The following is a 14302-nucleotide window of genomic DNA, read 5'->3' on the forward strand; positions in this document are numbered from 1 at the left end:
AGAACCGTTTATCTTTGCAAGACCGACCAATTTAGGACGTTACCAAATAAAATAAAAAAAAAGCCGTTTAAATTTTAACACTTTATGTACTACCACTTAAAAAGCCATATATGAAAAACGTATTACCCAGGTTTCAAAGGCCTTTACAAGGAATTGCAGAACCAAAAACCGATGTATCCTATTGGGATAAGGCCATGGATGCTTACGACGCGAAAAGCTATCGCCAATCGCTCATAGAAACCATCAATTACATCAATCCCGCAATTCTTGCCAACAAAAATACTGCCGAAGACCTCAACTTGGTACACAATCAGGGTTCTGCCGAAATTCAGGTAAGCATCGATCAGAATACCTTTTCGGTAAAGGCACCGTTTTTACGAATTGCCGAAGGAACCAATAAGGTAGCCCTGTTCAGAAAGGTGGCCGAAGTAAACTTCGCCCCGCTGACCTTGGCACAGATACACCTTAGCGGTAAAGAACTATGGTTCGAATTTTCCATGCCCATTACCCTTTGCCAACCGTATAAGGTATATGACGTACTTCGGGAGATTTCGGTATTTGCGGATGACTATGATGATGAATTCGTAGAAAAGTACAAGGCCGATTTCTATAAGGAGTCCAATACCCAACCGCTTACTGGCGAAGAGGCGGAAACGGCATGGCAACAGATCTCCGATATTTTGGAGGACTACAAGAACTATAGCGCCTTTTTTAAGGAGAAAAGATGGAACGACTTTCAATGGGACATTACGGTAATCTCCATTTTAAAAATAGTGAACATGCCGTATACCCATGGTGCTCTTCGGACGAAGCTCCAAGAATATGTGACCAATATGTTCGATGGAAAGATCGATTTTCAGTACCGTATCGACAAGGGTACCAATTTTATGCAGGAGCTCCTTCAAAAATCCAAGGAAGACTATCTGAAAGATCTTTATCATGCAGATGCCTTTATCTCCTTAAAATGGAGAAGTTCGGTGCAAATACTTCAAGATGAAGTAAAACGTTTTGAAAACACGGTAAACTCCTATGTGAAAAATCAGGACAATTTTGCACTCTGCTACTACCTTCAGTTTAACTTTTTGTACATGCTTTATAATTTTAATGTTGAGGAACATCAGAAAAATGCCATTTATGATGTACTGGAAAGTGTTGCGGGACTAGAACCCAACATTGCCGCCCCAAAGCTATTGAAAACCTATTATGCGTTTTTAGATGGTAAAACACATACTGCGGCCGGCAAAACCAAAGGAAAAGGATTTTTCGCCAAACTTTTCGGATAACCAATCTCAATAAAGAAATTACAATGGAAAATATAAAAAAATCAGTTTATAAGATTATCACGGCCTCTGGAACGGGAAGTGGTTTTACCATTAGCGGTAAAAATTACATCATTACCAATTATCATGTGGTTGCCGGAGAAAAAACGGTAGCTGTAGAAGATTATAAAAAGGACCGGTCGGTCGCCAATGTGGTAATGGTCAACCCTGAGGTAGACTTGGCCTTTTTACATGTGGATGGTTTTGAAAATACGGAAACCGGTATTACCTTGGAAAACGATGTGATGATCACGAACACCAACAAGACCTATATCCATGGTTTTCCGTTCGGAATGCCCTACACCATTACGGAAGGGATTATATCATCTACCAACCAACCTATGGGCTCTCGGCATTACATTCAAACGGATGCCGCAGTAAACCCTGGAAATTCCGGTGGTCCCATGCTTAACGAAGCGGGCAACCTGATTGCGGTAACCACATCGAAGTTTACCAATGCCGATAATGTCGGTTTTGGTATCAAACATTCGGATCTGGCCAAAGAGCTGGAAGATTTTACCTATGTCGACAACGCCTACCGTGTAAAATGTAATTCCTGTGATAACTATATGGAAGAACAGGGCGAGTTTTGCAACAATTGTGGGAACAATATGGATATTTCCATATGGGAAGAATTTGAAAAAAGCCACTTCGCAAACTTTGTTGAAGAAGCCTTGACGGAACTGGGCATGAATCCCGTTATCGGAAGGGCAGGAAAGGACTTTTGGGAATTTCACCAAGGCAGTGCCCTAATTCGGATTTTTGTCTTCAAACGGGATTATTTGGTTGCGACCTCCCCCTTGAACAAACTCCCGAAAAGCAATCTGTCAGAATTGTTGGAATACCTGTTGGGCAACAATGTAAGCCCTTACACTTTGGGTATTCATGAAAATAAGATCTTTCTATCGTACCGTACCCACTTGTCCGATATTTTTACGGACCATTCCAGTACCATCAAAGAAAACATCAAGAACTTGGCCCTGAAGGCGGACGACCTCGATAACTTCTTTATCGACACTTACGGTTGTGAGCTTTCCATGGAAGCTAAAGATGTATAATATTTTTAGGCCGGTACGCTGGTATCATGAAAAGAAAAAGCCCCTTGTAGGGGCTTTTTTTATACCATGTATCGGTGTATTTTAATTGGCTACTTCGCTAATGAATTTAAGCCGATACAACCGAAGCTCTTCGTCCTCATAGTCGCCATCAAATTCTGCGGAGGCCAGTTCAATATCATCCGTTTCCGCTTCCAAAAAATAATCGTGCATTTCTTCTTGCTGGTCTTCATCAAAAAGTTCGTCGATCCAATAGCCCAAATTGAGTTTGGTACCGCTGAACACGATCTGCTCCATTTCCTTGATCAGTTCGTTCAATTCCAAACCTTTTGAAGAAGCAATATCGTCCAACGGAAGTTTTCGATCCACATTCTGGATGATATATAGTTTAAGGGCCGAGTTGGCCCCGGTCGATTTGACCACAAGATCTTCCGGCCTGGTAATATCGTTTTCGGTGACGTATTTGGAAATAAAATCTACAAAGGGCTTCCCATATTTTTTTGCCTTGCCCTCTCCCACTCCATAAATCTGTTGCAGTTCGGCAAGGGTTATGGGATATTTGAGTGCCATATCCTGCAAAGAAGGGTCCTGAAAAACCACGAACGGAGGAACCTCTAACCGATCGGCCTGGGACTTCCGTAAACTTTTCAATTGCTTGAGTAGTTTTTCGTCGCATACGCCTCCGGACTTGGCGGCGCTTACAATAGCATCGTTCTGTTGATCGCTATACGAGTGGTCCTTGGTCATCATAAAAGAACCTGGCGCCTGTAAATAATCGTTCCCGGCGGCGGTAACGTGCAATACGCCATACTGTTCGATCTCTTTGTGCAACAGCCCTGCGACCAGTGTTTGTCGAATAAGCGCCATCCAATATCCTTCATCCTTATCGGAACCGATACCAAAAACTTCTTTTTCGTTGGTCTTGTGGGAGGTCATCATGGCATTCACCTGGCCCATCAAGGTTTTTACGATTTCCCGTGACTTGAACTTTTCGCTGGTAGCCCGAACCGTGTTGATCAGCTTGATCACATTGTCCTTGGCCTCTTCCTTTATTTTCGGATTGCGGACGTTATCGTCCATATCGGCACCTGCACCGTTTACATCGTCAAAGGATTCCCCAAAATAATGCAATATAAATTTCCGTCGGGACATGGAAGTTTCGGCGTATGCCACTACTTCCTGCAGAAGTGCATTTCCAATTTCCTGCTCGGCCACCGGTTTGCCCGACATGAATTTTTCCAGTTTTTCGATGTCCTTGTACGCGTAAAAGGCCAGACAGTGCCCTTCTCCGCCATCGCGGCCCGCACGCCCCGTTTCTTGATAATAACTTTCGATACTTTTTGGGATATCGTGATGGATTACAAAACGTACATCGGGCTTATCGATGCCCATCCCAAATGCAATGGTCGCTACCACAACGTCCACATCCTGCATTAAAAACATATCTTGGTACTTTGATCGTGTTTTGGCATCGAAACCTGCGTGATAGGGAACGGCACTTACCCCGTTCACCTGAAGTACCTGTGCCAACTCCTCCACCCGTTTGCGGCTCAAACAATACACGATGCCCGACTTTCCCGAATTTTTCTTTACAAAACGAATGATATCGGCATCCACATTTACCGTTTTTGGGCGTACTTCATAAAAAAGGTTCGGCCTATTGAACGATTCCTTGAAAACCGTAGCGCCACCAATGGCCAAATTTTTCATGATATCTTCCTGCACCTTTGGCGTTGCCGTTGCCGTGAGCGCGATTATCGGAATATCGTCCCCAAGGCGGTTGACAATGGCCCTTAGATTGCGGTACTCCGGACGAAAATCGTGGCCCCATTCCGAAATACAGTGCGCCTCGTCCACGGCCAAAAAAGACAGCGGTACCGACTGTAAAAATTCTACATATTCCGGTTTGGTCAACGACTCCGGTGCTACATATAATAATTTGGTAATACCCGAAACGATATCCTCCTTTACCGTTTTGATCTCTGCCTTTGTCAACGAAGAGTTCAATACATGGGCAATGCCATTTTCCGAGGAGATGCCGCGGATGGCATCGACCTGATTTTTCATCAAGGCGATCAATGGGGAAACTACAATTGCCGTACCCCCTTGCATCAACGCCGGAAGTTGATAGCATAACGATTTGCCACCGCCGGTGGGCATGATGACAAAGGTATTTTTACGATCTAAAATATTTTGAACGACATCCTGCTGGAGGCCTTTGAAAGTAGAAAAGCCAAAATATTGTTTTAAAGGTGCATGTAAATCAGTTGCTTTCACAGCCAGTTTAGTATTTTCCATGAGGGCACTACATAAGTCATATATAAAATCAATTCCATAAGGTACTAATTTTTGAACTTTTAACGATAGAAATCAGTTCAAATCAAATTATATCGATTTAAAACGACAGTATGTCAAGATTGTGTAATTTTGTACTCCTAAATATAAGATAATCTTTTATACCGCCACCATAACTTTTTTATTCCCTTGAACGATACAAGCGCTATCCTGAACATCGCCAAAAAAACGATTACGATGCAAAGCGAGGCCATTGGCCACCTTGCGGGACTGCTCGACAGCGACTTTTCCGGCGCGGTAAACTGCATATTGGAATCGAAGGGACGGGTAATCGTTTCGGGTATCGGAAAGAGTGCGATCATCGCCTCCAAAATAGTGGCGACCCTAAACTCTACGGGTACCCCGGCGATCTTCATGCACGCCGCGGATGCCATCCATGGAGATCTGGGTACCATACAGGAGCATGACACGGTCATCTGTATCTCAAAAAGCGGCAGTACCCCGGAAATTAAGATGTTGGTCCCCTTGATCAAAAGAGGGACGAACAAGTTGATCGCCATGACCGGAAACCCGGAATCCTTTTTGGCACAACAGTCCGATTTTACGCTCAATACCTTTGTGGCCAAAGAGGCCTGCCCGAACAATCTGGCACCGACCACGAGTACCACGGCACAGTTGGTACTTGGCGATGCCATTGCCGTATGCCTGCTTGAACTCAGGGGGTTCAGCAGTACCGATTTTGCCAAGTACCATCCCGGTGGGGCCTTGGGAAAACGCCTTTACCTTACCGTGGGCGATATTGCCATAAACAATCAAAAACCCCTGGTAAACGCAGCTACCGAAGTAAAGAACGTTATCGTTGAAATATCCGAAAAAATGCTCGGTGTTACCGCGGTATTGGAAAATAATGAAATAGTCGGCGTCGTCACCGATGGGGATATCCGTCGTATGTTGAACAAATACGACTCTATAAAAGGGCTCACCGCTAGGGATATTATGACAAAAAACCCAAAAACCATAGCCACCGATGTACTTGCCGTTAAGGCGTTGGAGACGATTCAGGAAAAAGGGATTTCGCAATTATTGGTGGTCAACGGGACGGAATATCATGGCGTGGTACATGTACACAATCTTATCAACGAAGGCATAGTATAATGGCAAAAACAGCAACAACCGACCCTAATGAAATGTCGTTTCTCGATCACCTCGAGGAATTGCGCTGGCACCTTATCCGATCGGTAAGTGCCGTGGTAATTGTTGGTAGTATCGCCTTTTTAATGCGGGAATTTATCTTCGACACGGTATTGTTCGGTCCTAAGAAAATGGACTTTCCCACCTATCGCCTTTTTTGCAATATCGCCACTTATTTTGGTTACGATTCTGACTTTTGCGCCGACGAATTGCCATTTACCATTCAGAGCCGTTTGATGTCCGGGCAGTTTTCGGCACACATCTGGACTTCCATCTGGGCAGGTTTCATCGTTGGTTTTCCGTATGTACTCTATGAAATGTGGAAGTTCATAAGTCCGGGTCTGTATGAGAAAGAGCGCAGAAATTCCCGAGGTTTCATCGTTGTTGCCTCGCTATTGTTTTTTATGGGTGCCCTATTCGGTTACTATGTTGTGGCGCCGTTATCCATTAATTTTTTGGGTACCTATCAAGTAAGTGCCGAAGTGACCAATGAGTTCGACCTTTCTTCCTATGTTGCGTCGGTAAGAACTTCGGTTATCGCTTGTGGTCTTATCTTTGAACTGCCGATTATCGTCTATTTCCTTACCAAAGTAGGGTTGGTTACCCCAGAAATTCTGAAAAAATACCGCAAAATTTCCTTGGTCGTCGTGTTGATTCTTTCCGCAGTGATTACCCCACCCGATGTCACCAGCCAGATTGTGGTTGCGGTCCCGATCTTGATCCTCTATCAGGTAAGTATTTTCATCTCAAGGCAAGTACTCAAAAAGGAGTCGAAGAAGGCCAAGAAAAAGGGAACGGGCGTAACAACCGGATAGGAAAGTCTTTTTTGAAAAACTATATTGAAGCACTTGAAATAGTTTTCAAAGCACCGCCAAGCACTGCTACGATAAGTATGGCAGTGGTGAACAATGGTACGGCCCGTTAAATTATATGTAATTATTTTTATCGTATCGGTTGTAAAACGTAGATTTGGACGGATGCACTCAGGGATTGCTTTGATACAGGGCCCCAGGATAATGCGTTTTCGCATGCACATGTTAACTTTTTGACCTAACCCCTATAAAAATGAAATTAAGGGCAGAAAACATCATGAAAACCTATAGCGGCCGCCAGGTGGTCCGTGGTATTTCATTGGAAGTAAACCAAGGAGAGATCATAGGGCTGTTGGGACCGAACGGAGCAGGAAAAACGACTTCGTTCTACATGATCGTGGGCTTGGTAAAACCGAATGGGGGAAAGATATTTTTGGACGATATGGAGATTACCAAATTTCCAATGTACAAAAGGGCCCAGAACGGTATTGGCTATCTGGCACAGGAAGCATCCGTTTTTCGAAAGCTGAGCATTGAAAAAAATATTCTGAGCGTACTGCAACTCACCAAATTGAGCAAGAAAGAGCAGTTGATGAAAATGGAGTCCTTGATCGAGGAATTCGGATTGGGACACATTCGAAAAAATAGGGGCGACCTGCTTTCGGGCGGGGAACGCCGGCGTACCGAAATCGCCAGGGCATTGGCGACCGACCCTAAATTTATTTTGTTGGACGAGCCGTTTGCAGGGGTAGACCCGGTCGCCGTGGAGGACATCCAACGAATTGTAGCGCAATTAAAGAACAAAAACATCGGTATTTTAATTACCGACCACAATGTGCAGGAAACCCTCGCCATTACCGAACGTAGCTATCTTATGTTCGAAGGGGGGATATTAAAATCGGGACATCCCGAAGACCTTGCCGCCGATGAAATGGTGCGAAAGGTATACCTTGGCCAAAACTTTGAATTGCGTAAAAAGAAGTTGGATTTTTAAGGGGCGATTCAGAACAGGGTATCCAATCCTACAAACAAACCCTTTGCTTTTTGATCTTAGACTACCTGCTCCCTGTACCATTTTAACTTTGAAATGGCCCTATCCCTGTTGCGTTTTCAAACCGTTCTGAATGGCCGATACGATAATGTAGGCAGCAATGATGATCGGTACGGCCAAAAACTTCATGGTTACCAAGAGCACCAAACTTAGGATAACAAACATGTATCGTACGGCATTATCCTTAAAACCCCAGTTTTTAAATTTTAATGCGAACAGTGCAATCGGTGCGTTCATTAGAAACGCACTTACGAGCGTGAACGCCATTAAAAACCATTGGTTTAAAATAATGCTGTTTAGCGTATCGCTATTTTGATAAAGTAAGATCAAGGGCAGGGAAAGGACTAAAAGTGCGTTCGCAGGAGTCGGCAGACCAATGAACGAACTCACTTGATTTTCATCGATATTGAACTTTGCCAACCGATAGGCCGCGGCAAGGGTAATCAAAAATCCGAAAAAAGGCAAAGGGGTAAACGTTCCGCCCAACCATAACACGGATTCTGAAGCAGTGGCCGAAAACTCAAGGTTCCAACCGCCGGTCAGCGACATTCCCAACAGCTGGAACATTACGATACCTGGCACCAGCCCACTGGTGATCATATCGGCAAGGGAATCCAATTGCACTCCTAAAGCGCTCTGTGCGTTCAGCAAACGTGCCGCCAAACCATCGAACCAATCGAAAAAGATGCCCATAAACACAAAAATGGCCGCCAGATCCAATTGGTTCAACACGGCAAAAACGGTGGCCACACACCCACAAAAAACATTCAAAAGCGTAATAAAATTTGGGATAAACTGCTTCATGGCATGGTAATTTTCATAAAAATAGCACAATTTTCGATCTAGGGGTTTCGAGTACAATTTTATTTGGATATTTGCCCTATGACAAGTCCAGGCACACTAATAAGGATAAAAACGTTTCTTTTCACCACTTTTCTCCTGATAGCCGCTACGGTATACGCCCAAAAACCGGTACTTTCCCCTTTGAGCGAAATCAGTGTATTGACTGTTGGCAATGGTGATGATCTTTATTCTAAATTTGGCCACAGCGCCATTCGGGTGCACGATCCATCGGTAAATTTCGATATCGTTTACAATTATGGCCTCTTCGATTTTGACGACCCATTGTTCTATACCAAGTTTACAAAAGGGCAACTCGATTACCGTTTGGGAAAACAACGGTTCAAAAATTTTGTTTTCGGTTACGAATTGGAAAATCGTTCCGTAACCGAGCAGGTATTAAAGTTGGACAATGCGCAAACAAAAGCACTGTTCGATTTTCTTGAAAACAACTACAAACCTGAAAATAGGTATTATCGGTACGACTTCCTCTTCGACAATTGTGCGACACGCATTCCCGACGCCTTAAAATCTGTGCTGGGCGAGGCGTGGCAATTACGGTATGGCCATATTAGGGAGCCAATAAGCTTTAGGGGCATGATCAATGAAAAACTGGAAGTAAACCGTTGGTTTACCTTTGGTATCAACACGGCTTTGGGAGCCGTCATCGACGAAGAGGTAACCCCATGGGAACGGCTTTTTTTACCGGCGTACCTGTTCCACCAGCTTCCAAACACCACGTTATGGGGAAAACCGCTGGTCTCCAAAGAAATCGAACTGGTAAGACCACGCCCTACCGCTACGACCACCCTTTTTTTTATGACCCCGATGTTTTGGTTTGGCCTGTTATTTTTAGCAAGCTGTTGGATTACCTATCGCAACATTAGCAATGGTAGCCGCAGTCGTTGGCTCGATTTTTTGTTGGCATTGGCGTCCGGGGTCACGGGCTGTATCCTCTTTTTTTTATGGTTTTTATCAGATCATCAGGCCACAAAAATGAATTTTAATACGTTTTGGGCCTTCGGACCCAATGTTATCATCGCCTTTGTAATGCTCAAGAGAACATTGCCCAAATGGATCCGTACCTACACTTGGTTCTTGATCGCTTTATTGCTCTCCGTTCTTTTGATATGGGTGTTCGGCGTTCAGCAATTTTCACCAATTGTTCTTTTCCCCATAGGGACCCTATTGCTACGATACCTATTTTTAATTCGATATACCGCACCAGGCAAAGATCGGAACGCATCTGAAATTGATCAAAGCCCCAATCGACCTGCAATTGTTTAAAGCCGTTTTCCTTAACCTGATACTTTCATTACAATGAACCTTCTTACCGTAGAAAACATATCCAAAGCATTTGGGGAACGCGTATTGTTCGAAAACCTTTCTTTCGGCATCAACAAGGACCAGAAAATTGCCCTGATCGCAAAAAACGGTACGGGAAAAACTTCCATTCTCAATATTCTTTCCGGAGCCGATTCGCCGGATAAGGGGAAGGTTAACTTTCGAAAGGGAATACGCACCTCTTTTTTGGAACAAGAGCCGCAGCTGTCGGGGAATTTGACCATTGAGGAAACCATTTTTGCATCGGACAATGAGGTGTTAAAGGTAATTTCGGCCTATGAGAGGGCCTTGGAAAATCCAGAGGACCAGGATGCCTACCAAACCGCCTTTGAAGCCATGGAGCGTTTTGGGGCATGGGATTTTGAAACGCAGTACAAGCAAATTCTGTCCAAACTAAAACTGGACGACCTAAAGGTGAAAGTAAATTTACTGTCCGGAGGGCAAAAGAAACGGTTGGCCTTGGCGAATGCCCTGATCAATCGGCCGGACTTGTTGATCTTGGACGAGCCAACGAACCATTTGGACCTTGAAATGATCGAATGGTTGGAGGCCTACTTCGCCAAGCAGAACATGACCCTCTTCATGGTTACGCACGACCGTTACTTTTTAGAACGGGTATGTAACGAAATTATTGAATTGGACAATGGCACCCTTTACCCGTACAAGGGTAACTATTCCTACTATTTGGAGAAAAAAGAGGCCCGGGTGGAACAAGAAGCGACCGAACACCATAAATCGCAGCAACTCTACAAAAAAGAACTGGAGTGGATGCGGCGCCAACCGAAGGCGCGGACCACAAAATCCAAATCGCGGATCGACGATTTCAATACCATCAAGGAAACTGCCGGAAAGCGCAGAAAGCAACACCAAGTACAGCTTGAGATCAATATGGAACGGATGGGCAGTAAAATTGTAGAGCTGCACAAACTGGTAAAGGCATACCCGGAAAAGCCTATTTTGGATAAATTCGATTACAATTTTATCAAAGGGGAACGTATCGGTATCATCGGTAAGAACGGCACCGGAAAGTCTACCTTTTTGAACATACTCACGGGCACCGATACTGCCGATTCGGGAAAGGTGGTCATTGGCGACACCATCAAATTCGGATATTACACCCAAAAGGGGATACCCATAAAAGAGGGGCAAAAGGTAATCGAGGTCATTCGGGAATTCGGAGATTATATTCCTTTGATGAAGGGGCGCCAAATTTCTGCGCAACAGCTATTGGAACGCTTTCTGTTCGATCGTAAAAAACAGTACGACTATGTGGAGAAATTGAGCGGGGGGGAACGCAAACGGCTTTATTTGTGTACCGTGCTCATACAAAACCCCAATTTTCTCATTTTGGACGAGCCCACCAACGATTTGGACGTGGTTACCCTGAACGTACTGGAGAGTTTTTTAATGGATTTTCCCGGCTGTTTACTGGTAGTAAGTCACGACCGTTATTTTATGGACAAGATCGTAGACCATCTTTTCGTTTTTAGGGGAAATGGTATTGTTGAGGACTTCCCAGGAAACTATTCCGATTTTCGGGCCTATGAGGACAGTCAGATCGCCGAAATGAGGGCAGAAAAAGCCAGTGCGTCCACCAAAAAAGCCCCAAAGGACCAATGGAAAACCGAACAACGTTCCCCAAAACTATCGTACAACGAGCAAAAAGAATACAAACGTCTTGAAAAAGACATCCAAAAATTGGAACGGGAAAAAGAAACGATACAGCAACGCTTTACGGACGGATCGCTCAGTGGGGAAGCCATTGCTTCCCTTTCAAAAGAATTAAAACAACTGACCGATAGCATTGATGCGAAAACCGAACGGTGGTTCGAACTCTCGGCGCTTATGGAAGAATGATACTTAAACCCGCTTTATGCATTAGAAAATCTATTACAGCTTCCAGCTACTTCAAAATATGGTGCTGCGCTACATTTTTAAATGTAACCGTAGTCCCGAAGTTTCGGGGCTATGCTTACATTCATAAAATGTCATATTTTATCGCAGCTAAAAGCTTCATTACGAAGTTCTAATGCATAATCCGGGTTAAAAGGACAATTGAAAGACGTATCAAAGCGAACTTGACCGCGATGCATTTAAACCGTATCGATTTATTAAGAAAAGAATGAAATTCATAATAGGGCATCAAAGTGGCCGTAAACCGCTAGCGGGAAGCTGTTTTGTAATCCATAAAGATCACTAGCCGCAAAGTGCGACCGCGGACTGTTTGAAGATTTGTAGCCACGAGTATTCGGTGGAAAGGCTTGCATTAAGGTAATTCCTTTCCGTTAAAGATTGTAACCAATGAACCTTTTGCGCTATCTCGGTTTTCTGCTTACCTCCACCAATCGGCATGGGGTACACTCCCCGTTCGTTTATAAGTTGGTTACCCAATGTATCCATGATGGTACCCGATTTTTTCTTCAAAAAAGAAAGTCGTTGTTAGTCCTGAAGAAAACTATCGCCTACTTTAAACCACAACAGCTCTACTTTTACGGTGGCGATCCGCAACTCGCTCTCAAATACGGTGCGACCACTTCCGAATTGGAAAAAGGAAACGAACCTTATGATCTGGCTTTCGTAGATGCTGCCACATTGGCACGCCCTAATGCGATGGACCATCTTAAAGCGTATGCCCACAACAATAGCGTTCTACTCATCGATAGCATACAAGCGACCCGCGAACATCGGGTTTTTTGGGAAAAGTTAAAAATTGACCCGAGGGTCACCGTTACCGTCGACCTGTTTTTTTGCGGGTTTGTATTCTTTCGTAAAGAACAGGCCAAGGAACATTTTAAGATTCGAATTTAATGCCCTATTTTAGGGTATAACTTACAAACACACTGAATATGGCAATGAACAATACCAATTACATCGTTCTAGGAGCCGTTTTTATGCTTTACCTTATCGTAACCATTTCTACCAGAAACAAATCAAGAAAAAGAAAGTCCAGAAAATTTATGGAGGATTATGAACGTAAAAAAGAAAATGAAGATCAGCGATAAAGGCCCACAAAGCATGGAAATCAAAAAGCCATTTTGATAGAACGGCAGCTAAAGGGCACGTTTGACGACCGCTCCCGTTTCCGATCGCTCACCATCACCCATAACAGTGCCGACACCTATTTTAATTCCATTTGAAAGGAGCATAAACTTTTTAAGACGTACTACGCTACCCAGATGATCACAATAAGTTTAGGCGAGGTACTGAATTTGCAGCGATTTTTAGTTTTTTCATTTTCAGTGGACCACAAAATTTTAAACAGATGAAAATATATACCAAAACCGGAGATAATGGAACCACTGCCCTATTTGGTGGCACCCGAGTACCAAAACACCATATTAGGATCAATAGTTATGGCACTGTTGACGAACTGAACTCGTGGCTGGGTTTGGTAAGGGACCAAGAAATAGCGGCACAGGCAAAGGAAACGCTCGCCATTGTACAACATAAACTGTTTACCGTAGGGGCAATTTTGGCTACCGAACCGCAAAAAGCAGTTTTGAAAAATGGAAAGGACCGATTGAACATTGAGAAAATAAGCGAAGCGGACATTGCGCTCTTGGAGCACGAAATGGATAAGATGAACGAAACCATTCCGCCCATGACCCATTTTATTCTACCGGGCGGGCATACCACCGTATCCTACTGCCATCTTGCGCGCACGGTTTGCAGAAGGGCCGAACGAATGTCGACCTTATTATATGAAGAAGAACCATTTGACAGCGCTGTACTGCGATACCTGAACCGCTTATCCGACTATCTTTTTGTTTTGTCACGAAAATTGGCTATCGATCTTGAGGCCTCTGAAATCAAGTGGATCCCCGAGAAAAAAGAATGAGCTATTTTAATTTTTGGCCCCACACAATATTAAAGCAAAAATTATGTTGATAACTTAAATGAAATAGTTGTTAAAACATTTGACAACGTCCTTTTAAAAATTATTTTTGCAAAAATTTAAAATCAAACCTTCACTATGTACTGGACATTAGAATTGGCATCCTATTTAAGCGATGCGCCCTGGCCGGCCACCAAAGATGAATTGATCGATTATTCGATTCGTACCGGTGCCCCTTTGGAGGTGGTCGAAAACCTCCAATCAATGGAAGAAGAGGGTGGTGAAATCTATGAATCCATCGAAGAGATTTGGCCCGACTATCCCACTGAAGAAGATTACCTCTGGAACGAGGACGAATATTAATACCGTAAAGCAATAGCTTAGTATAAAAAGTCTCCTTTGGAGGCTTTTTTTATGTGCTTGTCTTCTGTTTTCTGTAATTTTGGCAGCCCGAAGTAGCTATTTTATGCTATTTCCAATAAACGGAACAGCTTTTGACATCAGATAACGTTTGGTAAAAGATACTTTTAAGCATTCTCGGCCTTAGCCGATACACCATA

The 14302-nt window shown here is 43.7% G+C and carries 13 protein-coding genes; 11 read left to right on the forward strand and 2 right to left on the reverse strand.

Annotated features, from left to right (window positions below; genetic code table 11):
- The first annotated feature begins 110 nt into the window (after positions 1-110).
- Both ACRD7P_RS02160 and ACRD7P_RS02165 read left to right on the forward strand, forming a co-directional pair.
- Positions 111-1283, forward strand: coding sequence for a hypothetical protein (locus tag ACRD7P_RS02160; RefSeq protein WP_430905836.1), 1173 nt, complete (start codon positions 111-113; stop codon positions 1281-1283).
- 23 nt (positions 1284-1306) lie between these two features.
- Positions 1307-2377 (forward strand): trypsin-like peptidase domain-containing protein, encoded by a 1071-nt coding sequence (locus ACRD7P_RS02165; protein ID WP_430905837.1) that lies wholly within the window; start codon positions 1307-1309, stop codon positions 2375-2377.
- 81 nt (positions 2378-2458) lie between these two features.
- Here ACRD7P_RS02165 and ACRD7P_RS02170 read toward each other — a convergent pair whose 3' ends face one another.
- Positions 2459-4651: a RecQ family ATP-dependent DNA helicase gene (locus ACRD7P_RS02170; RefSeq protein WP_430905838.1), complete on the reverse strand. Its 2193-nt coding sequence runs from the start codon at positions 4649-4651 to the stop codon at positions 2459-2461.
- A 255-nt stretch (positions 4652-4906) separates the two neighbouring features.
- Between ACRD7P_RS02170 and ACRD7P_RS02175 the strand changes: the two genes are divergently transcribed.
- The 3 genes from ACRD7P_RS02175 to lptB all read left to right on the forward strand — a co-directional run bounded on the left by ACRD7P_RS02175 (position 4907) and on the right by lptB (position 7666).
- Complete coding sequence (locus tag ACRD7P_RS02175; RefSeq protein ID WP_430905945.1) at positions 4907-5824, forward strand: KpsF/GutQ family sugar-phosphate isomerase; 918 nt, start codon at positions 4907-4909, stop codon at positions 5822-5824.
- Positions 5824-6675, forward strand: coding sequence for a twin-arginine translocase subunit TatC (tatC, locus tag ACRD7P_RS02180; protein ID WP_430905839.1), 852 nt, complete (start codon positions 5824-5826; stop codon positions 6673-6675). Before ACRD7P_RS02175 ends, tatC begins: the two co-directional genes overlap by 1 nt.
- 250 nt (positions 6676-6925) lie before the next feature.
- Entirely contained in the window at positions 6926-7666 is a 741-nt protein-coding gene (gene lptB, locus ACRD7P_RS02185) for an LPS export ABC transporter ATP-binding protein (RefSeq protein WP_430905840.1), read from the forward strand.
- Positions 7667-7765: 99 nt separating this feature from the next.
- Here lptB and ACRD7P_RS02190 read toward each other — a convergent pair whose 3' ends face one another.
- Complete coding sequence (locus tag ACRD7P_RS02190; protein WP_430905841.1) at positions 7766-8527, reverse strand: CDP-alcohol phosphatidyltransferase family protein; 762 nt, start codon at positions 8525-8527, stop codon at positions 7766-7768.
- A 78-nt stretch (positions 8528-8605) separates the two neighbouring features.
- On the opposite strand from ACRD7P_RS02190, the gene ACRD7P_RS02195 reads away from it, so the two are divergent.
- The 6 genes from ACRD7P_RS02195 to ACRD7P_RS02220 all read left to right on the forward strand — a co-directional run bounded on the left by ACRD7P_RS02195 (position 8606) and on the right by ACRD7P_RS02220 (position 14105).
- Complete coding sequence (locus tag ACRD7P_RS02195) at positions 8606-9850, forward strand: DUF4105 domain-containing protein (protein WP_430905842.1); 1245 nt, start codon at positions 8606-8608, stop codon at positions 9848-9850.
- Between the two features lie 33 nt (positions 9851-9883).
- A complete protein-coding gene (locus ACRD7P_RS02200) occupies positions 9884-11764 on the forward strand; it encodes an ABC-F family ATP-binding cassette domain-containing protein (protein ID WP_430905843.1) in 1881 nt (626 codons plus the stop codon).
- A gap of 444 nt (positions 11765-12208) precedes the next feature.
- Positions 12209-12715, forward strand: coding sequence for a hypothetical protein (locus ACRD7P_RS02205; RefSeq protein WP_430905844.1), 507 nt, complete (start codon positions 12209-12211; stop codon positions 12713-12715).
- Between the two features lie 38 nt (positions 12716-12753).
- The gene (locus tag ACRD7P_RS02210) at positions 12754-12909 is read left to right on the forward strand and encodes a hypothetical protein (RefSeq protein ID WP_430905845.1); all 156 of its coding nucleotides are present in this window, start codon (positions 12754-12756) and stop codon (positions 12907-12909) included.
- Between the two features lie 260 nt (positions 12910-13169).
- On the forward strand, positions 13170-13745 hold the full coding sequence (locus ACRD7P_RS02215; RefSeq protein WP_430905846.1) for a cob(I)yrinic acid a,c-diamide adenosyltransferase: 576 nt from the start codon (positions 13170-13172) through the stop codon (positions 13743-13745).
- A gap of 135 nt (positions 13746-13880) precedes the next feature.
- On the forward strand, positions 13881-14105 hold the full coding sequence (locus ACRD7P_RS02220) for a DUF2795 domain-containing protein (RefSeq protein WP_013994285.1): 225 nt from the start codon (positions 13881-13883) through the stop codon (positions 14103-14105).
- The last annotated feature ends 197 nt before the right edge of the window (positions 14106-14302 follow it).

The organism is Maribacter sp. 2-571 (assembly GCF_050589625.1).
GTDB lineage: Bacteria > Bacteroidota > Bacteroidia > Flavobacteriales > Flavobacteriaceae > Pelagihabitans.

Coding starts and splice junctions, on each gene's coding strand:
- lptB (WP_430905840.1), top strand. CDS start 6,926: ATGAAATTAAGGGCAGAAAACATCATGAAAACCTATAGCGGCCGCCAG.
- ACRD7P_RS02190 (WP_430905841.1), bottom strand. CDS start 8,527: ATGAAGCAGTTTATCCCAAATTTTATTACGCTTTTGAATGTTTTTTGT.
- tatC (WP_430905839.1), top strand. CDS start 5,824: ATGGCAAAAACAGCAACAACCGACCCTAATGAAATGTCGTTTCTCGAT.
- ACRD7P_RS02220 (WP_013994285.1), top strand. CDS start 13,881: ATGTACTGGACATTAGAATTGGCATCCTATTTAAGCGATGCGCCCTGG.
- ACRD7P_RS02165 (WP_430905837.1), top strand. CDS start 1,307: ATGGAAAATATAAAAAAATCAGTTTATAAGATTATCACGGCCTCTGGA.
- ACRD7P_RS02215 (WP_430905846.1), top strand. CDS start 13,170: ATGAAAATATATACCAAAACCGGAGATAATGGAACCACTGCCCTATTT.
- ACRD7P_RS02200 (WP_430905843.1), top strand. CDS start 9,884: ATGAACCTTCTTACCGTAGAAAACATATCCAAAGCATTTGGGGAACGC.
- ACRD7P_RS02205 (WP_430905844.1), top strand. CDS start 12,209: ATGAACCTTTTGCGCTATCTCGGTTTTCTGCTTACCTCCACCAATCGG.
- ACRD7P_RS02160 (WP_430905836.1), top strand. CDS start 111: ATGAAAAACGTATTACCCAGGTTTCAAAGGCCTTTACAAGGAATTGCA.
- ACRD7P_RS02195 (WP_430905842.1), top strand. CDS start 8,606: ATGACAAGTCCAGGCACACTAATAAGGATAAAAACGTTTCTTTTCACC.
- ACRD7P_RS02210 (WP_430905845.1), top strand. CDS start 12,754: ATGGCAATGAACAATACCAATTACATCGTTCTAGGAGCCGTTTTTATG.
- ACRD7P_RS02175 (WP_430905945.1), top strand. CDS start 4,907: ATGCAAAGCGAGGCCATTGGCCACCTTGCGGGACTGCTCGACAGCGAC.